Here is a 21,861-nt window from a genome sequence, read left to right as displayed (position 1 = left end):
AGCGCAGGCGCATGGCTCTGCGCAAAAATGGGATAATTCTCATGAATTGGGGCGATCGGGAAGCGCTTCGCGTGGGCGCCGTCAGCATCTCCGCGCGCGGCTGGACGCAGAACCATGACGAGAATCCCGGCGACGACCTGACCCTCGTCTACAAGGTCGCGGCCGACAATGCCTACGACATCAACATCAGCAACGAGTTTCTCGAGACCTTCTACCAGTACTGGTACGTCTGGACGACGCCCTCGGGCATCGACCAGGACGACACGCTCTATACGGAGATCTACGGCACCTTCGGCACGGGCGAGGGCGACGACACGATCAGCATCGCCGTGCAGCCGCCGGCCATGCAGGACCAGTTCCAGTCGTCCTACATCCTGGCCGGCCCGGGCGACGACGTCATCTCCACGCCCGATCCCATCGATGACAACGCGCTCAACGCCTATGGCGGCTCGGGCAATGATTCCATCGTCGGCACCTGGCAGGACGACCTGCTGTATGGCGACGAGGCGGACTACTTCGTGCTCTGGCCGGGCACGACCGGCTTCACCCCGGCTGCCTATGATCCGTCGGGCGACGGCAACGACACGATCGATGGCCTCGACGGCAACGACACCATCCACGGTGGTGGCGGCGACGACATTCTCACGGGCGGGCAGGGCAACGACCTGATCTCAACCAGTTCGGGCAGCAACCAGCTGTTCGGCGGCGACGGGTCGGACACCATCACCGGCGGCACGGGGTCGGACTTCCTGTATGGCGGCCCGCGCGGCACCGGCTACCTCGACATCCTGACCGGCGGCGGCGGCGCCGACGTCTTCATGCTGAGCTACAGCGAGGAAGCGAATGACGGCGCTTCCTTCTGGGGCCAGTTCGTCGACAAGAACCTCGCCATCATCAACGGGGATGGTGTCCAGAGCGTCCTTGCCGATTTCTTCAAGGGCGAAGCGAAGGACCTCGCGACCGGCTTCATCTCCGCGGCCCTGGGCGGCATCGGCGACGCGCTGGTGGCGGATTTCTTCAGCTGGATCGCGAATCTCAGCCCGAGCGAGACGCCCGCCGAGGATGTCCTCGTCATTCGCGACTTCGATCCGAGCCAGGACATCCTGGTCCTCCCGGTGGCGGCCGGCGTGGATCTTGCGGAGACGGTCGTCTACTTCAACCCGGATGCCGGGGGCGACACCGGCTGGGGCATACAGTTCTATGACAATGCCAACCAGAAACTGTATGCCGAGGTAAGGCTGAGCGACGATTTCCTGGCCTCGGTCGGGCTCACGCAGAACGATGAAGACCAGATCAAGCTGCTCCTCAACATCGTCCTGTCGAACGCGACGAACATCGAGCATGACGGCAATTTCAGCTCGCTCTCGAACCTCAGCGGCTATCTCAGCGATGGTGGGTTCACGCCGCCATCCGGCGCCAACCTTCCCGCCGGCATGTCGGTCGAGATGTTCGGCGCCATCGGCGGGCTCATCTATCACAGCAGCCAGGACGACTACACCAACGCCTTCATCGTCGGCACGCAATATGCCGACGTCCTGACGATCAACCCGACGATCCTCCCGCCGGAATCGATGCAGGATCTCGACACCGTCTTCGCCGGGGTGCCATCCGAGGTGCATGGCCTCGGCGGCGACGACATCATTTACGGCTCCACCGATTCCGACATCCTGCACGGCGGCGACGGCAACGACCTGATCTACAGCTTCAGGGCAGGCAGCCTCGGCGAGGACATCACCGGCGGCACCGGCGACGACACGATCTATGGCGGCGGCAGCTCCGGCGCCTTCGACGGCGGTGATGGCACCGACACCTTCGGCGTGTTCTACGGCCAGTACATGGCGCCGATGCAGCTCTTCGTCGATCTGACGACCGGGCAGGCGGGCGAGCGCGCCGCGCCGTCCAGCACCACGGCGCCGGTCGGCAACGCCCCGCCCTTCACGCCCACCAACCTCTACACCCTCACGGGCTTCGAGAACGTCATCGGCGGTACGCTCAATGACTGGATCCGCATGACCGCGGGCGGCGTGGTCGAGGGCGGCGCCGGCGCCGACTACATCGACGCGACCGCCGGCGGCGTCACCTTCAGCTACGCCGGCTCGGCGCAGGGCGTCTCGGTCCAGCTTTTCAACACCGGCGCGAAGACCAGCGGCGGCGACGCGCAGGGCGATGTGCTGAACTACGCTGGCGGCTATCCGCTCGCACTGATCGGGTCCGCCAACGCCGACACACTCGGCGGCTTCTCCGCCGGCGAGTTCACCTTCACCGGCGGCGGCGGCACCGACCTGTTCCAGCTGGTGTCGGTCGTCCCGTCGGCCACCACCGTGACATATACGATCACCGACTTCTCATACCAGGACAACGACCTCATCGACCTGCGGCTGATCGGCGCCACACGGGCGCAGACGCAACTGCTCGGCGATCACCTCGTCATCCACAATCCGGGCGGCGTCGCCGCGACCATCAATGTCGTGCTGAAGGACTACAAGGGCTTCCTGCTCGACGACCAGGTGCTGTTCGCCGACAGCGTCTCCGGCAGCGGCCTCGCCGATCCCGGCGGCAGCGGCCTGTCCGGCGGCAGCGGCGACGATATCCTGGCGGGACAGGCGGGCAGGGACTTCCTGTTCGGCAATGCCGGCAGCGACACGATCGACGGCGGCGGTGGCGACGACATCCTCGATGGCGGCCGTGGGAACGACCGACTTCGCGGCGATGACGGCGACGACCGGCTGTCGGGCGGCCACGGCGACGACACGCTGCTCGGCGGCAGTGGCGACGACTTCGTGCATGGCGGCACCGGCCACGACGAGATCTGGGCGGGTGCCGGCGATGACCGCGTCCGGGCGGGGCCCGGCAACGACTTTGTCGCTGCCGGTGACGGCAACGACACCGCCACGGGCGGCTTTGGCGACGACACCGTCTGGGGCGGTGCCGGCGACGATTACCTGATGGCCGGCGCGGGTGACGATCTGATGGTGGGCAATGCCGGGGCCGACACCATCGCCGGCGGCGCCGGCCGCGACACCCTGTTCGGCGGCGACGGTGACGACCGGCTCTGGGGCGGGAATGGCGACGACCTGATCCGTGGCGGGGGCGGCGCAGACCGGCTCCTCGGCGGCAGCGGCCGAGACACCCTGTTCGGCGGCGACGGCAACGACAAGCTCTGGGGCGAGGACGGCGACGACCTGATCCTCGGCGGTCGCGGTGCGGACTGGATCCTCGGCGGCGCCGGCAGCGACACGATCGATGGCGGCGACGGTCGCGACGTCATCAATGGCGGCGCGGGCGCCGACGTGATGCGCGGCGGGGCCGGTGCCGACATCTTCCGGATGGTGTTCGGCGAGACGGAGGGCGACGCCATCCTCGACTTCAACGCCGGCGAGGGCGACCGCCTGGTGGTGGTGAGCACGCGCCCGGTCGCCGTCTCGGATCTGGGCGACGGGATGTTCTCGTTCACGGACGGATTCACGGCCGAGACGCTGCGCGTGACGGGGGCGACGCTCAGCGACTTTCATCTCATCGGATAGGTCACGCGCCTGGGGGACAGGCGTGCTGCCCTCCGGACCCCTCCTGATTGGCCCGATATCTCGGCTGTCGAATTGGAGGGGCGTTGCCCCTCCAAACCACCCCAGCAAAGGCCGAAAGGCCTTTGCAAACCTCAACCCGGTGCGGTGCGCCGCTGGCAGGAAGGGTGCCGCAACCCGCCCTTGCGCGCGAAGACCGCCGCGCCCCGCACCAACAGATTGCGGTCCAGGGGGTCCAACCCCCTGGCGGGTGGAGGTTCGGAGGGAGGGCAGAGCCCTCCTCTGACTTGCCGCCACCGGACATCGAGTAACCCCGCGCCGCTTCAATACTCGTATTCGAACGTCACCCCTAGCCGGTCGCCCGCGCTGCTGTTTCCACCCGTCTCCGCCTGCACCCGCACCCGCGGCAGCACGTCGACCTGCACGCCGACACGCGGGGGACCGCCATCGGCCCCCTGCCGCACGCCGACATAGACCCCATCCGCGACATACCGCCCGGTCTCCAGCGTCGCGCCCTGGCCGCGGCTGTCGCTGCCCTGGTTGCCGTCACTGCCCACCGCAAGGCGGTCGAGCGCCAGTGCCCGCCGGATGCGGTCGAGAATGCCGCCCGCACCGGGCACGTCGAGCCCCGCCGCGCCCGCCAGCACCTGGGCGAGCTGCGCAAGCTGGAACGGGCTCAGTTCGCTCGCCCGGCGGTCGAACAGCAGCCGCGACAGCACTTCGTCCTGCGGCAGTTCGGGGGTGGAGGAGAATTCCAGCTTCGGGTTGTTCGCCGGCCCGGTCACGGTCACGTTCGCCGTCACCTCCCGCGCCCGCGCCGTCGCCAGGAAGTCCAGCGAGGGCACCAGCGTGCCGGCATCGAAGGAGATGGTGCCGCGGCGGAAATCAAGCCGGCGGTCGAACACCGAGAACTCGCCCCGCCGCAGCGTCAGCCCCCCGGTAACGATCGGCGCGGCCGCGGTGCCGGCGAGGCCGAGCGTCCCGCCGAATTCCGCATCGATCCCGCGGCCGCGCACGAAGACGGCGCGCGGCGCGGCGATCTCGACCTCCAGCGCGATGGTCTGCCCGTTCCCGTTCGGATCGGTCCGCGGTGCGGGCGGCGCGAGCGGCGGGGTGCCTGCGGGCCGCTGCCCGGTCTCGCGCACGCCATCGAGCCGCTGCACACTGCGCGGCAGCCCCTCGGGCACGGTGATGTCGAGCCGCTTCACCGCGATGCGCCCGGTCAGCCGGGACTGTTCCAACAACTGCCCGGCCAGCCGCAGATCGGCATCGAACACGCCGGTCATCAGGTCCGACCGCAACGGCCGGGCATTGCGTGCCGTGACGGTGATCTCGGCCGGGAGGCCCGGCGCGGCCGGGGATATCGTGCCGGTCGCCCCCAGCGTCCCGCCGCCCGGCGTGCGACCGTCGAAACGCTCGATGGTCACCCGGTCGCCATCGCCACGAAGCTCGGCGGCGATGCCGGTCAGGGTGATGCCCTGGGCCAGGTCGCGGAAGGTCGCGTTCGCCACGCTGATCCGCCCACTCGCCTGCGGTGCGCCGACCGTGCCAGCCACATCCACCTGCAGCGTCGCCCGCCCCGTCACGCGCTGCGCCCCGGCCGCCAGCAGTGGCCCGCCCAGCGCCGCCAGGTCGGAATTCGCCTCCAGCCGCACGGCGAGCGGCGCATTCGCGGCGAAGCCGCCCGGCAGCCGCGCCGTGCCTGTCGCGCGCAGCGCCGTCCCGGCCGCCGCCTCCAGCCGCACATCGGCCGCCCGCGCCCCGGCCGTGCCCTCGACAACAACGCGACCGGCCGGCAGACCGCGCAGGGCGGGATCGGTGAAGCGCAGGCCGGTCGCCTCCACCCGGAAGCGCGCCGAAGGATCGGCGACCGGTCCGGTGACGCGCGCCTCAGCGCCGATCGTGCCTTCCGCCGGCGTGTCGGGGGACGCGAGCGCCATCAGCCCGGCGACCTGAAGCGCCGAGAGCGTGACGCGCAGATCGGCCTGTTCCGGACCCCACCGGCCTTCCGCGCGCAGCGTGCCGCCGCGGCTCGTGGTCAGCGTCAGCGCCTCGACCGCGACCGCGCCGTCGGCGGCCAGGAGGATGCGTGCCGGCGCCGTGGTCCGCAGGCTATCGGCCCCGCGGCGCAACAGCAGCTCCGGCACCTCGATGCGACGCGCCTCGCCATCCTGGGTCACCCTGGCGCGGGTGGTCAGCCGCGCATCCTGGGCGCGCCCTTCCAGCGAGGCTTCAAGCGCCGCCAGCGTCCCCGCCGCCTTCAGCGTGCCGCCGAGCGGCGTGCCGGCGACGGTGGCCTGCGGCACCTCGACCGTCACGTCGAAGCCCTGCACCCCGTCGCGCAGGTCGGCGACAGCCCGCATACCGACCCGTCCCGCCATCGGCGTTCCGGCCAGCGCGGCGAAGGGGGCCAGGTCCGGCACGTCGAGGTTCGCTTCACCCACGAAGGTCGCCGCCTGCGGATCGACCAGCCCCTGCGCGACGAGCCGCGCCGGGCCGAAGCCCGCGGTCAGCGCCTCGATGCGCAGCTTCTCGCCTTCCGGCAGGCCGCGCAGGTCGAGCGTCACGGGTAGCCCGGCATAGGTCGCGCGCAGGGTGCCATCCGCGCGCGGCGCCGAGAACGGCGTCGCGACCCGCAAGTCGAGCGCCAGCCCCTCGACGACCTGTCCCTGGCCTTCCAGCCGTTCCCCTTGCGCCGTCAGCGCCAGCGACGGATCGGTACGCGGCCCGGTGGCGCGCAGCTCCGCCTGCACCCCGCCGGCGAAGCCCGGGACCAGGGGCGCGAGGTCGGCGACGGTCGCGCGCAGCGTTGCATCCAGCGTCTCACCGACGCCGCCCTCGGCCGTGACGCGCAGCGCAGCGCCCTCCAGGGTCAGTGCCTCGATCCGGTCGGGCAGGGTGGCGCGCAGCGTCAACCGTGGCGCCGGTCCGAGGGCCGCGACCGCCTGCGGGATGCTGCTGCCGAAGCCTTCTGGCGCGACATCGAGCGCGACGGTCGGCGTTGCCATAGGCCCGGTCGCGCGCAGGTCGGCGCGCAGCGAGTCCCACCGCGCCGCCTCCGGCACCAGCTCCCCGAAGGCCGCGCTGCCGGCCAGCGCAACCCGCGCGCCGATATCCACCGTGCTGGCCGCCAGGTCGGCGCTGCCTTCCGCCGTCACCTCGCCGGCCGGCGCCCGCACCGTCAGCCCCCGCAACGCCACCCGCTGAGCGGCGTCGATCCCGGCATCGAGCGTCACGTCCAGCGGCATGGCGATGGGGCGCAGGTTTTCGGGCAGCAGCGGTGCCGCCTCCGCCCGAAGCGTCAGCCGCGCACCGGCCGCGCCGTCGGACGCGGCATGCACGTCGCCGCTCGCCGTCACGGTCAGGTCCGACCCCAGCGAGGCCCGCAGGTCCAGCTTCGCCCCGCTCGCCGGCCCGTCCAGCGTCAGCAGCGCCTCGGTGGCGCGATCCGGCAGGCCGAGCATGGTGGCGATCAGCCCGCCCGGGGGCTCTCGCGCTTCCACCCGCGCCTGCAGCCGGTCGGCGCCCGGCGCAAGATCGAGGTTCACCGTCACCTCGGCCGGCGCGTCGAGCCGCCGCGCCGCGATGCGCGCCGACAGCCGTCCGGCGGCGTAGACCAGCTCGCCCTCGGCCGACAGCACCGCGGCGACGCCTGCGACAGCTTCGCCGAGCTCGATCCGTTCCACCGCCAGGCGGTCGAGCCGTACCGAGACCGGCAACTCCGGCAAGGCCGGGATCAGCGGTGCGTTCGGGTCGGGGGGCGGCGGCGGTTCGCTCGACGGCGGCAGTCGGTGCAGGGCGACCCGCCGCGCCGAAAGAACGGTGATCCGCGCTTCCCGCCCGAGCAGCGCCGGCAGGTCGAGCGCGATCTCCGCCCCTTCCAGTTCCAGCCACGGTCCTTCGGCATCGGCCATCGCCAGTCGCGCCACGCCGATGCGGGAGGGCAGGGGGCCGGTCAGCCCCTCGATGCTCAGCCCCGGCACGAAGTCCCCGGCCAGCCGCGCGATCGTCGACCGCCCGCCCTCGGTATTCGCCCAGACCAGCGCGCCCGTCAGCAGCAGCAGGACCAGCAGCGGCAGGCCGACGATCACCAGGGTCGCGATTCGGAGGGTCCGCCGCATGTCAGAAAGCCTGCCCGATACCGACGTAAAGGCCATAGGCCGGATCGCCCTGCTGCGGGTTCAGCGGCACGCCCACATCGAGCCGGATCGGCCCGATCGAGGTGAGGTACCGGACGCCCGCACCGACGCCGACGCGTAGCGTTCCGCTTCCCGGCGTCTGTTCCTCGCTGACCGACCCGGCATCGACGAACGCGACTGCCCCCCAGGGGCCCGAGATCCGCTGCCGCCACTCGGCGGAAAGTTCGAGCAGGCTCGCCCCACCCAGCGGCCGGTTGCCCGCATCCCGCGGCCCGATCGACTGGTAGGTGTAGCCGCGCACCGACCCGCCGCCGCCCGAATAGAAGCGCTTGTCGAGGGTGATGTCGTCGAAGGTCGTCCCGACCACGGAACCGACCGAGGTGCGCAGCGCGAGCACACCCGCGCCGTTTCCGCTGAGATCGAGATAGGTGCTGCCGGTTGCCTGCATCCGCGTGAAGGTCGTGCCGTCCAGCAGCGAGTAGTAGGGCGTGACGTTGAGGTCGATGCGGTAGCCGCTGGTCGGGTTCAGCAGGCTGGTCGTGGTGTCGTAGCGCAGGCCCGTCACCAGCCCGAGCAGCGTGTAGTCGTCGAGCACGCCATAGCGGCCGATGCGTCCCGTCTCGAAACTCGGCCCGCCCTGGATCGTCAGCCGCTCCGTGAGCCGGTGCTGCGCGATGGCCGAGGCGACGATCGCCTCCCGGTCATAGGCTTCGAGATTCTCGTTCACCGCGCCGACGCGGGTGACGAGCTGGATGTCGCGTTGGAAGACCTCGGGCAGTGTCAGCGTCGCGAAGGCGCGGTAGGTGGCGTTGCCGAAGCTGCCGTCCGAGATACGTGAGGCTTCGGCTTCCAGCCGCAGACGCTCCGCGCCGCCGAACAGGTTCCGATGCTCCCAGAACAGGCTGACGGCGAGGCCGAAATTCGTCTCATAGGCGACCGAGCCACCGATCGCGCGCAGCGCCCGTTCGCTGACGACGAAGGCGATCGGCAGGGTGCCGTCAGGGCCGACGGATGTTCCCGCCTCGATCCGCACGCTGTCGAAGACGCCGAGGTTCATCAGCGCGCGCCGGGCGCGTTCGGCGCCGGCGGGGGAGTAGTCCTGCCCCTCGATCTGCCGGGCGGCGGTGCGCCGCAGCAGGCCGGTGTCGGTGCGCTGCTGGCCGCTCACCTCCGGTGACGCGAACCGCGCCCGGGGCCCGGGCGCGAGATGCCAGGTGATGTCCATGGCGCGTCGGTCATGGTCGACCGTGATCTCCCGGCCCGCCACGGCGGCGAGCGGATGGCCGCCATCGCGCAGCGCCGCCACCATCGCCCCTTCGGCCCCGGTCACGGTCTCCGCGCGCGCCGGGTCGCCTTCGGTCAGCCCCGCTTCCCGCGCCGCCGCCCGCACCGCGGCCGCATGCTCGGGCGGATCGGTCGTGACGGTCACCCGGCCGATGCCGTAGCGCGGGCCCGGGACCATGGTGATCACCACGGGCACGGGCGCGGTCGGGGCCTGCAGGCGGGCGGGCAAGGCCGGGTCGTCCGGCGCCAACCCGGCGATGGTCGCCGTCACCTGGCCGCCCCAGTAGCCCTCGGCCCGCAGCGCCTCCTGCAGCCGCGGCAGGTCGGCCCGCACGCGGCCGATCAGGCCGAAGGCGTCGGTCGGCGCGCGTTCCCGCAGCGCGACCGTCTGAGCCACGGCCTGGCCGAGCGTGGCGAGATCCTCATCTTCCCCCGCCGTGACCTCGGCCGTGTAGGGCAGCCCCGGCGGATCGGGCGGCGGGTCTTCGCCTGCCGGGGCGGGGGCGGGCGCCTGCGATGGCGACTCGGTCCGCGCGTCGCTTTCCTGTGCCCGGACGGGAACGAGAAGCAGCCAGGCACCGAACGCCGCGAGAGCGCCAAGGCCAGTGGTGAGTCGCAGCGCGGCGGGATAGGCTTTAGGAATCATGCACACCGATCTTGCCGCGACCCTTACATCCTGGCGCCGTCATCTGCACGCCAACCCGGGGCTGACACTTCACGAAGGAGAGACGGCGGCCTTCGTCGTCGCCCGGCTGAAGGAGATGGGACTCACCGATATCGCCGAGAACGTTGGCGGTCACGGCGTGGTTGCCACCATCCGGCGCGGCGGTGGTAACCGGTCGGTGGGCCTGCGCGGCGACATGGATGCGCTACCGATCCAGGAGCAGAACGAGGATCTCGCCTGGAAGTCCGCCAACCCTGGCGTGATGCATGCCTGCGGGCATGACGGGCACACCACCGCGCTGCTCGGCGCGGCGAAGCTGCTGATGGACGACCCGAACTGGACCGGCACTGTCCGGCTGGTGTTCCAGCCGGCGGAGGAAGGCGGTGGCGGCGCGCGCAAGATGATCGCGGACGGGCTGTTCGAGCGCTTCCCGATGGAGCGCATCTTCGGCTGGCACAATTGGCCGGGCCTGCCTGCCGGCACCATCGCCGTGCACGACCGCGCCGTGATGGCCGCCGGCGCGCGGTTCGAGATCACTTTCGATGGCCATGCCGGCCACGCCGCGCTGCCGCACCTGACGCGGGACCCGATGATCGCCGCAGGCCACGCCATCGTTGCGGTGCAGTCGATCGTCGCCCGCAACCTCGACCCGCTGAATGGCGGCGTCGTCTCGATCACCGTGGTCGAGGGCGGCGAGGCGCAGAACCAGATCACCGCCCGCGTCAGCCTCAAGGGCACCGCGCGCTGGCTGCGCGACGAAGATGGCGACACGATCCGCGCCGCGCTCGACCGCGTCGCCCAGGGTATCGCGGCGACCTTCGACGTGAAGGCGACCTTTGCCTTCAGGCAGGGCGTCGGCGTGACCGAGAACCATGAGGCCGAGCGCGATCTCGCCGCCGAGGCCGCGGCTGCCGTCACCACGGTGCGTCGCGACCTCGCACCGGCGATGACGGGGGAGGATTTCTCCTGGTTCCTTAAGGACGTTCCCGGCGCTTTCGTCTGGATCGGCAACGGCCCGGCGGAGAACGGCCGGGAACTGCACAATGCGCATTACGACTTCAACGACGATATCCTGCCGACGGCCGCGGGGTTCCTGGCCGAAACGGCGCGACGGGCGCTGGCCGGCCGATAGGTGATGCGGATGCTCCGTGCGCTGACGATCGGCCTCATCCTTGCCGGCCCGCTTCCCGCCCTGGCGCAACAGCCGGGCTGGGCCGGCACCTATGCCGCCACGGACGGAAGCGCGTTGGAGGCGACGCTGCGCGCCCCGCAGGGCGATCGTTATCCGATCGAGATCGGCACCGGAGACGGCGAAGGACGGTGCACCGGCGCGGTGGGTGGCGAGGTCGCCTTGGGTGCCGCGGGTAGCGGTGCGCTGCAGGTACCGAATGACAGCTTCGACCCGCAGAGCAGGATTCCCTGGCTGCGCGAGCGGTACTGCCGCATCGAGATCGCGATCTCAGGCCCGCGCATGACGCTGCGGGAGGGATTGGGGTGCCTTGGCTTCCACGGCGCCGCCTGCGGCTTCAGCGGCAGTCTCGAGCGCCGCTGAAGCCTCGAACGCCAGCCCGCGCCGCCGGGGCTCAAATCAGGTCGCGGGGTTGTGGAAGGGCCGGCCCGCCCAGCCTTCATGCAGCGGCGCGAGGAAATAGAAGGTGAGGCGGCGCGCCGCGAACCGCCACAGGCCGTCCTGCTTCACCATCTCATCGTCGTAATGTCCTGCCGAGATGTAGGACACCCCGTTCATCACCGAGAGATACTCCATCGATATCCGCCCCGTGGCACGGTCCCCGTTCAGCGCGACCGTGCCGTTCGAGCAGAAGTGCCAGAACTCCTCGGTCATGGCGGGGACCCGCTGCACGAAGAACTCGGTCAGCGCCGCCCGGCCGCGCACCGCCGACAGGCCTTCGAAGACACCGTCCTCGGTGAACAGATCGATGAAGGCCGGCCATTCCCGGCCATCCAGCAGGTGGCAGTACCGGGACCGCAGATCCGCAATGGCAAGCTGGTCCTCGATGGCGGTGAGCCGGCGTTCCAGGTCGGTCATGATCCGTCTGTCCTACCGATTGAATGATGGAGAGGGGCCCGCCGCCCGGGAGGTCCCGCTCAATCCGCCGCGATGTTTGCCTCCCGTGCGATCGCCTGCCAGCGCCCCGCGCTCGCGGCGATCCAGGCGTCGCTCTCGGCTGCCGGCACGCTCACCGGATCGACGAAGGCCCCACGGAGCCGCTCCACGGTCTGCGGCGCCATCGCCTTGCCCAGGGCCTCGCGCAGCTTCGCCACGGCCGGGGCGGGGGTGCGCTTCGCTACCGCCAGGTTGAACCAGATGCCGAGGTCGTAGCCCGGCAGCCCGGCCTCGGCCATCGTCGGCACATCCGGCAGGGCGCTCGCACGCGTCGTCGTCGTCACCGCCAGCGCACGGAAGGCGCCGGAGCGGATATGCGCCGTCGAGGTCGCCGAGGTGTCGAAGCCGAAATCCACATCCTTTGCCAGCATCGCCGCGACAAGCGGCGAGGACCCGCGGTAGGGCACGTGCGTCGCCTCGATGCCCGCCATCTTCATGAAGACGACGGCGGAGAGATGCGAGGACGACCCGTTGCCGACCGAACCAAAGACCATCGGCCGGCGCTTTGCCTCGGCGATGAAGCCGCGCAGGTCCGTCGCCTCGACCTTGCCGGGGATCACCGAGAGGATGTTCGCGACCTGCCCGAGCATGCCGAGGCTGGTCGTGTCGCGCACCGCATCGATGCCGGAACTGGCATAGACGATGGGATTAACCCCGAACAGCGCGGTGGTGCCGAGCAGGATGGTGTAGCCGTCCGCCTCCGACTGGAGGACGTGCTGCGTGCCGATATTGCCGCCGGCCCCCGCACGGTTCTCGACCACCACAGGCTGGCCGAGTTCGCGTGACAGCGGCTCGGCGACGATGCGGGCCACGATGTCGTTCACCCCGCCGGGCGGGTAGGTGACGACGATGCGCAGTGGGCGGGTCGGCTGCCAGGACTGGGCACGGACGGCAGGGGCCGCGAGCAGGGTGCCAAGGCCGGCAAGCGCGGCGCGGCGGGCGAACTGGGTCATGGGGACGGTCCCGTCTTCTTGGTGACATGTGGTTTCCTAACCGTTGCGCCGCGCCGCGACCAGGGCGGAGGCTCTCACGCCAGCACGCGCCGCAGCCAGGCCCCGGCCTCCGCCACCGCGCGATCCGATGCCTTCACATGGCCGAGCGCCCTCAGGAAGCCGTGCAGCACGCCGGGGAAGGTAGTGGCCTCCACCGTCACGCCGGCGTCTCGCAGGCGCTTCTCCATGGCGTGATTCTCGCCGGCCAGCACGTCGAGCTCCGCGACGTGCATCAGGCAGGGCGGCAGCGCGGCGAGTTCCGCCGGATCGGCGCGCAGCGGCGCAGCGAGGGGGTGCAGCCGGTCGGCCTCACGCGGGCAGTATTGTCGCCAGTAAAAGTCCATCTTCTCGCGGGTCAGGGTGTGGCCGGTGGCGAATTCGACATAGCTCGGCGTATCCAGCCGCGAATCATAGACGCCATAGTTCAGCAGCAGCCCCGCGAGCTTCAACTCGGGGTCCGTCTGCCGCAGCAGCAGCGCCGTCGCGATGGCCAGGTTGCCGCCGGCGGAATCCCCGCCGAGGACGATGCGCGACGGGTCGAGCCCCCATTCAGCCCCGTGCTTTGCCACCCAGCGCACCACCGCGGCGCATTCCTCCAGCGCCTGCGGGAAAGCGGCCTCGGGCGAGAGCGCGTAGTCCGGGCCCACCACCGCGCAATCGCCGGCCGCCGCATAGCCGCGCATGATGTGGTCGTGGGTGTCGATGCTGCCCCACACCCAGCCGCCCCCGTGGATGTAGACCATCACCGGCAGCGGCGCGTCGGTCCGCGGCTTGTGGACGCGGCATGCCAGCCGCCGCCCGCGCACCGACAGCCAGCGGTCGCCGCTCTCGGCGACCTTCGGGCCGCCCGCGGCGGCAAGCTGTAGCCCCGGCCCGTCATTGGACGCGCGTGCGGCGTCCAGGGGCGGGGTCATCACCACCGGCGGGAAGGCGCGTCCGCGCTCCTCCATCATGGCGGCAAAGGCGCGCATCTCGGGGTCCCAGCGGTCCTGGTTCATTCCATCATCCTTGCATGCCCTCGCAGTGGATGACGGCGGGGCGAAACGGGCAAGATGTCCGCGGTTGCGGCGCGGGCCGCAGCGGCCCATGTTGCAGTGCACAAATGCTGAATTCCCTCTCCCACGCGCCCCGAGGCGGCTTCCGGCCCGCAGCGTTGTTCCACCCCGGCAGCCTCGTGCTGGTCACGGCCGAGGGCAGCGCCGAGGCGCCGTTGCTGGCCCGCAACATCGCCGCAGGCGGCTTCCGTGGGCGGCTGATGGCGGTCGGCGGCAGCCCTGCGGGCTTCGAGGCCTTTCCCGACATCGCCTCACTGCCGGCTGCGCCCGACCTTGCCGCGCTCTGCGTGCCGCCTGAAGCGCTGGAACCCGCCATGGCGGCGCTTGCCGCGGCGGGCTGCCATGCGGCGGTGGTCCCGGGGCCTGCACCGGACCTATCCGGCATCGAGCAGCGCACAGGGGTGCGTGCGGTGGGTCAGGGCTCCTTCGGGATCGCGATCCCCACGATCGGCCTGAACGCCACCCTGTCCCACATCCCACCGGCCAAGGGGCGGCTCGCCCTGGTCACGCAATCCTCGGCGATCGCCCGCGCCGTACTGGATTGGGCGGCGGCCGAGGCGGTTGGCTTCAGCCACGTCATCGGCATCGGGGGGAACCAGGGGCAGGGCTTTGCCGGCGCGCTCGACTGGCTCGCGCGGGACCCTGGGACGGGGGCGATCCTGCTCGACATCCGGCGCATCAAGAACCGGCGGCTGTTCATCTCAGCCGCGCGCGCCGCGGCGCGCACCCGGCCGGTGGTCGCCATCCGCGCCGGCGGGCGGCTCGCCGATGCCTCCGGCCAGTCGGATGCGGTGATGGAAGCCGCATTGCGACGCGCCGGCGTGTTGCGCGTCGCGGGGCTCGATGACCTGCTCGCCGCCGCCGAGACGCTGGCGCGGGTGCGGGTCTCGCCCCGCCCGTCAGGCGGCGCCGGGGACCGGATCGCCGTGGTGACCAACGGCATCGGCCTCGGCAACCTCGCTTCCGACGCGACGCTTGCCGGCGGTGGTCGGCTTGCGGGTATTGATGATACGGCGCTTGCCGCCCTGTCCATCGGCCTGCCGGACGGCTGGAGCGGCAGGAATCCGCTCGCCCTCGGTCCCGGCTCCGGACCGCGCCTTGGCGAGGCCGCCGCCATGCTCGCGGCCCTGCCCGGCATCGATGCGGTCGTCGCCGTGCACGCGCCCGAGGCCGAGACAGACCCCGACCTGGTGCGCGAGGCCCTCGCCGCCGCGGTGAAGGCGAGCCGCGGCGCACCCATCCTGGTCGGCTGGCCGGGGCTGGCAACGGCCGGCATACAGCGCGCAAAGCTGGCCGAGGCCGGCGTCGCCTGCTTCCCCACCCCGGAGGGCGCCGTGCGCGGCGCGCTGCACCTGGCGCAGGACCGCCGCAACCGCGCCGTCGCCGCGGAGCTTCCGCCGCGGGCCGTGCTTGACCTCGCCCCCGACCGGGCGCGCGTCGCGCGGCTGTTTGCCGCGGCCCGTCTCGCCGGCCGGCGCGAACTGACCGAGGAGGAAGCGCTCGCCGTCCTCACCGCCTATGGCATCCCGACCGTACCGGGCCGCGCCGTCTCGGGTCCGGAGGAGGCCGGGGACGCCGCCGCGATGCTGGGCTTCCCGGTGGTCCTGAAGATCCTGAGCCCCGACCTCCCTCGCAAGACCGAGGTCGGCGGGGTGGCGCTGGGCCTCACCAGCCGCGCCGCCGTGCAAGCCGCGGCCGATGCGATGCAGGCACGGATCGTGGCCGCCCGCCCGGCGGCGCGGCTGACGGGGTTCCTGGCGCAGCGCCAGGCCCGCCGCGCAATGGAATTGCGCCTCCGCCTGGGTGACGATGCGATGTTCGGCCCCTGGATCGCCTTCGGCAGAGGCGGTACCGCCGCCGATATCGACCCCGACGAGGGCTTCGACCTGCCGCCGCTGAACCTGACGCTGGCCCATGCGCTGATCCGGCGGACACGGACGGCGCGGTTGCTGGAAGGCTGGCGCGACCACCCCGCCGCAAACGTCCCGGCCATCGCCGACGCGCTCGTCCGCCTGTCCCAGATCGCGGTCGATTTTCCGGAGATAGAATTCTTCGGAATCAATCCACTGACGGCTGATCCTGATGGTGTACTTGCATTGGATGCATCGCTGGTCCTGCGCCCGCCCGGCCAGATCTCGCTGCTCGCCATCCCGCCCTATCCGGCCGAACTCGCGCGGCCCTGGCGCGGGCGCGACGGCCGGGGCGTGCTGGTCCGGCCGATCCGCCCGGAGGATGCCGCCGCCCATGCCGAGGCCTTCCGCCGCCTGAGCGGCGAGGATGTCCGCTTCCGCTTCTTCTCCGCCATGACCGAGCTCAGTGCCGCGCAGATCGCCCGCATGACGCAGATCGACTACGACCGGGAGATGGCTTTCATCGCCGTGGAGCATGCCGAGAACGGGTCGGACCTGACTGTCGGCACCGCCCGCCTGATCCGCGAGCCCGGCGGCGAGAGCGGTGAGTTCGCCGTGGTCGTCGATCCGTCCTGGAAGGGGCAGGGGCTCGCGCGCCACTTGATGGAACGGCTGTTCGACTGGGGCCGCGCCGTCGGCATGAAGGAGATCGTCGGCCAGGTCCTGGCGGAAAACCGGCCGATGATGGGCTTCATGCGCGCGCTGGGCTTCTCCCTCCGCACCAGCCCGGAGGATGCGGAGGTGATGGAGGCGAAGAAGAGGCTGGTTTAGCCGCGGGCGCGGGACATCCGGGTGGCTTGGCCCGCGCCGTTCACTCCTTGATCGCGGCGGTGGCCGTCTCAGGCCGGCGCGTGCTGCCGGATCAGGTCGCGAAGCCGCGTGGCCGCCTCGGCACCCTTCAGCGCGTCGCGCCAGGCGGCTTCCGCCACGCGCTGATGCGTGCCGACCGCCTCATCCGCCGCGGTGATGAAGGCGACGCCGGCGGCGGCCGACGGATGCGCATCGGGGGCGAAGGCGCTGCCGACGACATGTGCCCGTTCCCGTCCACGCAGCACCATGAATGGCCCGGCGGGCTCGGTCCCGGCGATCAGGCCGAGCTGCAGCCCGATGGGCACGCTCTCCATCTGCTCGGCGATCGCCTCGGCCTCGGCGCGGGCGGCCAGCCGGCACCGCATGCGGGCCCGCTCGGACAGGGTCAGGCCGGCCGCGACGCCGTCGGTCAGCATCCGGGCGATGCTGCCTTCGCCAAGCAAGGCGATGATGTTCGGCCTGCGCGCCTGTTGCAGCTTCTTGCGTGCCGTCAGCAGGCCGAGCATCTGCTCGACCTGCGTTCGGGCGAGCAACCGGTCGGTGCTGGCATCCGCATGCTCGGTCCAGGCCTCGGCCACGGCACCGTCGAAAGCCTCGGTCGCGACGGGGTAGCAAAGGGCACCGCCCACCTGGAGGACCTGGTCGGCCTGCTCCTCGACCTGGCGCAGCCTCTCCTGGAAGGCGGCGGGCCGGCCGAAATACTCGACGCCGATGCCGAGCAGCGACAACGGCGAGATCTTGAGCAGCTCGGCCAACCGGCGGATGGTGTCGAGCTTGATGACTTCGCCCTTCTCGTACCGGTAGAGGGCGGCCCGGGAAACACCGAGACGTGCGGCAATTTCCTCGGCGCGGAGGCCGGATTCAAGGCGGTAGGCCCGCAACTGCTGGCCGATTTCGGCAAATCGCATTTCTACCCTCCCGTGGGGCGGCGCCGCCTCAGAATAGCGAAGGGCGCCACGCTTTCCGAGACGAAATCTCATGAGATCGGAAGCGGTGCGGTTTCCGGGGCCGGGTGATACCGCGTGAGCACCGCTTCGCGAGGCGAGGCGGCGGCGACCATGTGACGGTTCAGCGTCGGGGAAGTTGTTTATTATCAGGAGGTAAATAAGGTCGTCGCGCGTGTGGCGCCGATCATCCGCGGTGGCCGCGCGGCGCCTGGATCCTCGCGCGGTTGTGTCTGAACCGGCTATCCCGCCGCCGTTAGCGGTTGTGATGATCCGGGGGCGGACCTTCCAGCGCCCCCGCGATCCGGCCGAGTCGCGACAATCCCCACGCCACCACCAGCAGCGACAGCAGCACGGCGACGAGGGTCGGCCAGCGTAGGCCGAACAACTCCCCAAGCCCGCCCAGGATCAAGGCGCCCATCGCCGGGCAGGCACGAGTGATGAGGCCCCAAAGGCTCAGCACCCGCCCCCGCATGGCGGGATCGGAGGCGCTTTGCGCCAGCATCTGCACGCTGATCCCGTGCACCGACCCGGCCGCGCCCATCAGCGCCGCGCAGACCACCCCGAAGACGAACCAGCCTGTCGCGACGAACCCCGCCGTGGCGAGCGCCAGGGCCCCCACCCCGAGCACCGCGAGCCGCGTCGTGCCGTCCAGCCGGCCCCGTGCCGCGACGGCAAGGCCGGCGATCAGCGCCCCGACGCCGAACGCCGCCGTCAGCACCGCCAGCGATTCCGCCCCACGACCGAAGGTACGCTCGACGAAAGGGGGCAGGATCTCCTGCACGCCGCGCAGCAGGAGAGCGGCGACGGCGGCGAAGCCCAGGATCGGCCCGAGCCCCGGATGGCGCGCGGCATAACGCAGGCCGTCCACCATCTCCCCGAACAGGGAGGCGGTGGCGGCGTGGCCACGCCGGGCCGCGGCTTCAACCACCAGCATCGGCGTCGTCGCGGTCGCGAAGAAATAGGCCAGCGCGTTGCAGGCGATCGCCGGCCAGACCCCCGCGACGGCGATGATCGGCCCGGCCAGCGCCGGCCCGATGAAGCGCGCCACGTTGAAGGTCAGGGAATTCAGCGCCACCGCCGCCGGCAGGTCCGCGGGCGGCACCAGCCCCGGCATCAGCGATTGCCGCGCCGGCTGCGCGAAGGACGCGGCGATGCCGCCGATCACCTCGAAGACCAGCAGCACCCCGATCGTCATCTGGCCGGTCGCCACCAGCACGGCGATCAGCGCGCCGTTCAGCCCGATCGCCGCCTGGCTGATCATGGTCATCTGCAGCCGGTCGGCGCGGTCGGCCACCGCGCCCGCCAGCGGGCTGACGATGACCGCCGGCGCGAGGTCGCAGAAGGCGATGACGCCGACCCAGAAGGCGCTGCCCGTCAGTTCCCAGGCGAACCAGGACACCGCGATGCGGTGCATCCACAGCCCGGTCCAGGCGGTCAGCGAAGCACCGAAGAAGATCTTCGCGTTGCGGTGCGACAGCGCGCGGGAAAGTGTCGAGAGGGAAGCCATGCGCGGCGGGCCGCGCCGTCAGTTCCTGCGGCCGCGCGTCGTGGGGGTGGGGGTGGCGGCATCCACCGGCTGCGGGCCTGCCTGGGCGGTGCGGATGCACTCGCGGATCAGGTCCTCGCGCTGCGACCGGCGGTTATAGGCATCCGACTGCACGCGTAGCGTCGGGATGTTGTTGGTCGCATCCGTCATGAACATCGCGTCGTCGTCCCGTACCGCCTGGCCACGCTCGCGGAACACGACGACGCGCTCCGCCTCGGCCGTGCAGCGCTGGCGCAGGTCGCTGTCGGTGCCCGCGCCGGCGGTGGCGGCCCGCAGCGAGCTCGGCGCATCCGCATTGGCGCAGGCCCCGAGCAGCGGCAGGACGACGAACATGATGAGCGGGGCCTGGCGGGTCATTGGGACGCTCCGGATGGAATCGGGCGCGACAATAGGCGCCTCAACCCCGTTTCGTCGAACCGCGCAGCGGCGTCCAGCGGCATGGCCGCGGCTGCGCGCAGCAGTTCCGGGTGCAGTTCGATCCCCTGCGGCGTCATCGCGTAGAGGCCCATGAGCCAGCGCGCCCGGGACATGATTTCCACCAATGCGAGAAGGCGCAGGCAGATCGACAATCCGCGGATCGTCGCCAGGTCGTTCACCGCATCGACCGCCTCGGCCCAGCAGGCGGCATCGGCATCGGCCAGAAGCATCTCCTGCGGGCTGCCATCCTGCCGGCGGAACAGCAGGCGGCGCGGCGGACCCCAGCGCTCGGCCGCCGCCGCGTCCCGGGCGCGATCCCAGGCAGATTCCAGGTCACGCGGGGCGACGGGGGGCAAGCTCTCGGGAGGGCGGGGAATCGCGTAGGACAGCAACCCATCGGGGCCACGCGCGACCCGGATGGGGGAAGGCATGCGCGCTATGTGGCGCGGCGGTATCGTGAGTGCCAGACCCGTCGCCGGTGCTGTGTCGGGGCCGCTCTCGTGACCATGGCGGCGGTCCGGCTTGACCATTTCGCTCCATGGCACAGTCTCGCCCCATGACCGACACCGCCGACCTGACCGCCACCGACGCCCTTGCAGCGATACGCGCCGGGCGCCTGACCGCCGCCGCCTATCGCGAGGCCTGCCTTGACCGCATTGCAGCGCGGGAGCCGGTGATCCGGGCCTTCGCCTGGTTCGACGCCGATCTCGTTCGCCGTGCTCCGGCGGGTGAGGGACCGCTCGCCGGCATGCCGATGGGCGTCAAGGATGTGCTGGATACGGCCGACATGCCGTCCCAGTACGGCTCGCCGGCCTGGGCCGGGCACCGGCCCCGCTCGGATGCCGCCTGCGTGGCGGCTGCGCGCGCCGCCGGCGCGACCATCATCGGCAAGACCGTCACCACCGAATTCGCCACCCGCCATCCTGGACCGACCGCCAATCCGGCGAATCCGAAGCACACCCCGGGCGGTTCGTCCTCCGGCTCGGCCGCCGGCGTCGCGGCGGGCTTCTTCCCGGTTGCCTTCGGCACCCAGACGGCGGGCAGCATCGTCCGCCCCGCCGCCTATTGCGGCGTCGTCGGGTTCAAGCCGAGCTACGGCACGCTGCACCGCGGCGGCATGAAGGTGATGAGCGAGAGCCTCGACACGATCGGCGTCATGGCGCGGTCCGTCGCCGATTGCGCGCTGGCGATGGGTGCGATGTCCGGCCTCGATTTCGGCGCGCCGGATGCGAAGGCCGCCCGGGCACCGCGCCTTGCCCTGGTGATGGGACCGACGGCGGACCAGGCCGCGCCCGAGACGGTCGCGCTGTTGGAGCGTGCCGCGGAAGCCTGCCGCCGCGCCGGCGCGACGGTCACTCCCGTCACGCTGCCGGCCGTGTTCCAGGCGGGCTACGACGCCCACCCCTATGTCATGAACATGGAATCGGCCGAGGCGCTGGGCTGGGAACTCGCCGATGCCCGCGCCCAGATCTCCGGCGTGCTCCAGGAACGGCTCGACTGGGGCCGGAGCCAGCCGCGCGGGACGCTCGTCGAGGCCCGCGCCGCCTTCGCCGCCGCCCGTGCCGCGCTGCCGGCCGCAATCGAGGGCTTCGACGCGGTGCTCTGTCCCTCTGCCCCCGGGGAAGCGCCGGAAGGGCTCGGCTGGACCGGAGATCCGGCGTTCAACAGCCTGTGGACGCTGCTGCACGGGCCGTGCGTGACGGTGCCGGCCGGCGCCGGCCCGAAGGGCCTGCCGCTCGGCGTGCAACTCGCCGGCCGTATCGGGGATGACGCGGCCGTGCTCGGTTGGGCGCGGTGGGTGCAGGCGGCGCTGTAGCGCTGCCCGTCACCCCGTCTTCGCCATACCCGGCAGTCCCTTCAGCGCATCGGTCGTATCGAAGTCCCGCAACACGGCGTCGTCGGCCATTTCGACCTCCACCATCCGGTCGGCGTACTTGCCGATCAGGTGGCGGGCGCCGACATCGCCGGTGATCGTCGCCATCTCCGGCAGGAATTCCCGAGCCCACAGCATCGGGTTGCCCTGCTTGCCACGGAAGGTCGGCATGATGATCGACCGCCCTTCCTCCGGATCGAAGGCGGCGATCAGCCGGTCCAGCATCGGCCCCGCGACCAGCGGCATGTCGCCCAGGCACACCAGGAATCCCTCGGCATCGGGCGGCAGCGCCGCAAGTCCGGCCTTCAGCGACGCCGACAGGCCCTCGGCATAATCTTCCGCATGCGCGAGCAGCACCGGGCGGTTGCCCAATGCCTCCTCGACCCGGTCGCGCTCATGGCCCGTCACCACCACCACGGGGCGGGCGTGGCTGCCGAGGACGTTGTCCACCACCCGCGTCACCATCGCGACACCCTTGTCGTCCGCGACCAGCAGCTTGTTCAGCGGCGCCATGCGCCGCGACCGCCCGGCGGCCAGCACGACGGCCGCGACGTGGCGCGCCCGCCGCGGGGCGCGGG

15 protein-coding genes are annotated in these 21,861 nt (G+C 71.4%); 5 read left to right on the top strand and 10 right to left on the bottom strand.

Annotated elements, in window-relative coordinates:
• Positions 1 to 41 precede the first annotated feature (41 nt).
• Complete coding sequence (locus GXW78_RS26035; protein WP_211871842.1) at positions 42 to 3,524, top strand: hypothetical protein; 3,483 nt, start codon at positions 42 to 44, stop codon at positions 3,522 to 3,524.
• A gap of 320 nt (positions 3,525 to 3,844) precedes the next feature.
• Here GXW78_RS26035 and GXW78_RS26030 read toward each other — a convergent pair whose 3' ends face one another.
• Positions 3,845 to 7,642 (bottom strand): translocation/assembly module TamB domain-containing protein, encoded by a 3,798-nt coding sequence (locus GXW78_RS26030; RefSeq protein ID WP_211871841.1) that lies wholly within the window; start codon positions 7,640 to 7,642, stop codon positions 3,845 to 3,847.
• 1 nt (position 7,643) lies between these two features.
• Complete coding sequence (locus GXW78_RS26025; RefSeq protein ID WP_211871840.1) at positions 7,644 to 9,590, bottom strand: autotransporter assembly complex protein TamA; 1,947 nt, start codon at positions 9,588 to 9,590, stop codon at positions 7,644 to 7,646.
• Here GXW78_RS26025 and GXW78_RS26020 point away from each other — a divergent pair.
• Both GXW78_RS26020 and GXW78_RS26015 read left to right on the top strand, forming a co-directional pair.
• Entirely contained in the window at positions 9,589 to 10,740 is a 1,152-nt protein-coding gene (locus GXW78_RS26020; protein WP_211871839.1) for an amidohydrolase, read from the top strand. The genes GXW78_RS26025 and GXW78_RS26020 overlap by 2 nt on opposite strands.
• A gap of 9 nt (positions 10,741 to 10,749) precedes the next feature.
• Positions 10,750 to 11,160, top strand: coding sequence for a hypothetical protein (locus GXW78_RS26015; protein ID WP_211871838.1), 411 nt, complete (start codon positions 10,750 to 10,752; stop codon positions 11,158 to 11,160).
• Positions 11,161 to 11,196: 36 nt separating this feature from the next.
• On the opposite strand, the gene GXW78_RS26010 is transcribed toward GXW78_RS26015, so the two are convergent.
• The 3 genes from GXW78_RS26010 to GXW78_RS26000 all read right to left on the bottom strand — a co-directional run bounded on the left by GXW78_RS26010 (position 11,197) and on the right by GXW78_RS26000 (position 13,723).
• Positions 11,197 to 11,655: a nuclear transport factor 2 family protein gene (locus GXW78_RS26010; protein ID WP_211871837.1), complete on the bottom strand. Its 459-nt coding sequence runs from the start codon at positions 11,653 to 11,655 to the stop codon at positions 11,197 to 11,199.
• A gap of 59 nt (positions 11,656 to 11,714) precedes the next feature.
• Positions 11,715 to 12,686 carry a Bug family tripartite tricarboxylate transporter substrate binding protein gene (locus GXW78_RS26005; RefSeq protein ID WP_211871836.1) on the bottom strand — a complete coding sequence of 324 codons (972 nt, stop codon included), beginning with the start codon at positions 12,684 to 12,686 and terminating at the stop codon, positions 11,715 to 11,717.
• Positions 12,687 to 12,760: 74 nt separating this feature from the next.
• A complete protein-coding gene (locus tag GXW78_RS26000) occupies positions 12,761 to 13,723 on the bottom strand; it encodes an alpha/beta hydrolase (RefSeq protein WP_211871835.1) in 963 nt (320 codons plus the stop codon).
• Between the two features lie 104 nt (positions 13,724 to 13,827).
• Between GXW78_RS26000 and GXW78_RS25995 the strand changes: the two genes are divergently transcribed.
• Positions 13,828 to 16,461, top strand: coding sequence for a bifunctional acetate--CoA ligase family protein/GNAT family N-acetyltransferase (locus GXW78_RS25995; protein WP_211871834.1), 2,634 nt, complete (start codon positions 13,828 to 13,830; stop codon positions 16,459 to 16,461).
• A gap of 68 nt (positions 16,462 to 16,529) precedes the next feature.
• Here GXW78_RS25995 and GXW78_RS25990 read toward each other — a convergent pair whose 3' ends face one another.
• From GXW78_RS25990 to GXW78_RS25975, 4 genes are all read right to left on the bottom strand, one after another.
• On the bottom strand, positions 16,530 to 17,408 hold the full coding sequence (locus GXW78_RS25990) for a helix-turn-helix domain-containing protein (protein WP_211871833.1): 879 nt from the start codon (positions 17,406 to 17,408) through the stop codon (positions 16,530 to 16,532).
• A 292-nt stretch (positions 17,409 to 17,700) separates the two neighbouring features.
• Positions 17,701 to 18,954 carry an MFS transporter gene (locus GXW78_RS25985; RefSeq protein WP_211871832.1) on the bottom strand — a complete coding sequence of 418 codons (1,254 nt, stop codon included), beginning with the start codon at positions 18,952 to 18,954 and terminating at the stop codon, positions 17,701 to 17,703.
• 18 nt (positions 18,955 to 18,972) lie between these two features.
• The gene (locus GXW78_RS25980) at positions 18,973 to 19,350 is read right to left on the bottom strand and encodes a hypothetical protein (RefSeq protein ID WP_211871831.1); all 378 of its coding nucleotides are present in this window, start codon (positions 19,348 to 19,350) and stop codon (positions 18,973 to 18,975) included.
• Complete coding sequence (locus tag GXW78_RS25975) at positions 19,347 to 19,841, bottom strand: hypothetical protein (RefSeq protein WP_246522650.1); 495 nt, start codon at positions 19,839 to 19,841, stop codon at positions 19,347 to 19,349. Before GXW78_RS25975 ends, GXW78_RS25980 begins: the two co-directional genes overlap by 4 nt.
• A gap of 125 nt (positions 19,842 to 19,966) precedes the next feature.
• On the opposite strand from GXW78_RS25975, the gene GXW78_RS25970 reads away from it, so the two are divergent.
• Positions 19,967 to 21,226, top strand: coding sequence for an amidase (locus tag GXW78_RS25970; protein WP_211871830.1), 1,260 nt, complete (start codon positions 19,967 to 19,969; stop codon positions 21,224 to 21,226).
• Between the two features lie 9 nt (positions 21,227 to 21,235).
• On the opposite strand, the gene GXW78_RS25965 is transcribed toward GXW78_RS25970, so the two are convergent.
• Positions 21,236 to 21,861 (bottom strand): nucleotidyltransferase family protein (locus GXW78_RS25965; protein WP_211871829.1); only part of this gene is annotated, 626 nt, incomplete at its 5' end.

It is taken from the genome of Neoroseomonas terrae, assembly GCF_018129025.1.
In the GTDB taxonomy this organism is placed as follows: Bacteria; Pseudomonadota; Alphaproteobacteria; order Acetobacterales; family Acetobacteraceae; genus Neoroseomonas; species Neoroseomonas terrae.
The sequence above is the reverse complement of the archived record's forward strand: the minus strand, read 5'-3'. Positions and strand labels throughout refer to the sequence as shown.

Bases quoted from the DNA above. Each gene is read 5' to 3' on its own strand.
- GXW78_RS26035 (WP_211871842.1), top strand. From the start codon at position 42: ATGAATTGGGGCGATCGGGAAGCGCTTCGCGTGGGCGCCGTCAGCATC.
- GXW78_RS26030 (WP_211871841.1), bottom strand. From the start codon at position 7,642: ATGCGGCGGACCCTCCGAATCGCGACCCTGGTGATCGTCGGCCTGCCG.
- GXW78_RS26020 (WP_211871839.1), top strand. From the start codon at position 9,589: ATGCACACCGATCTTGCCGCGACCCTTACATCCTGGCGCCGTCATCTG.
- GXW78_RS26025 (WP_211871840.1), bottom strand. From the start codon at position 9,590: ATGATTCCTAAAGCCTATCCCGCCGCGCTGCGACTCACCACTGGCCTT.
- GXW78_RS26015 (WP_211871838.1), top strand. From the start codon at position 10,750: ATGCTCCGTGCGCTGACGATCGGCCTCATCCTTGCCGGCCCGCTTCCC.
- GXW78_RS26010 (WP_211871837.1), bottom strand. From the start codon at position 11,655: ATGACCGACCTGGAACGCCGGCTCACCGCCATCGAGGACCAGCTTGCC.
- GXW78_RS26005 (WP_211871836.1), bottom strand. From the start codon at position 12,686: ATGACCCAGTTCGCCCGCCGCGCCGCGCTTGCCGGCCTTGGCACCCTG.
- GXW78_RS26000 (WP_211871835.1), bottom strand. From the start codon at position 13,723: ATGAACCAGGACCGCTGGGACCCCGAGATGCGCGCCTTTGCCGCCATG.
- GXW78_RS25995 (WP_211871834.1), top strand. From the start codon at position 13,828: ATGCTGAATTCCCTCTCCCACGCGCCCCGAGGCGGCTTCCGGCCCGCA.
- GXW78_RS25990 (WP_211871833.1), bottom strand. From the start codon at position 17,408: ATGCGATTTGCCGAAATCGGCCAGCAGTTGCGGGCCTACCGCCTTGAA.
- GXW78_RS25985 (WP_211871832.1), bottom strand. From the start codon at position 18,954: ATGGCTTCCCTCTCGACACTTTCCCGCGCGCTGTCGCACCGCAACGCG.
- GXW78_RS25980 (WP_211871831.1), bottom strand. From the start codon at position 19,350: ATGACCCGCCAGGCCCCGCTCATCATGTTCGTCGTCCTGCCGCTGCTC.
- GXW78_RS25975 (WP_246522650.1), bottom strand. From the start codon at position 19,841: ATGCCTTCCCCCATCCGGGTCGCGCGTGGCCCCGATGGGTTGCTGTCC.
- GXW78_RS25970 (WP_211871830.1), top strand. From the start codon at position 19,967: ATGACCGACACCGCCGACCTGACCGCCACCGACGCCCTTGCAGCGATA.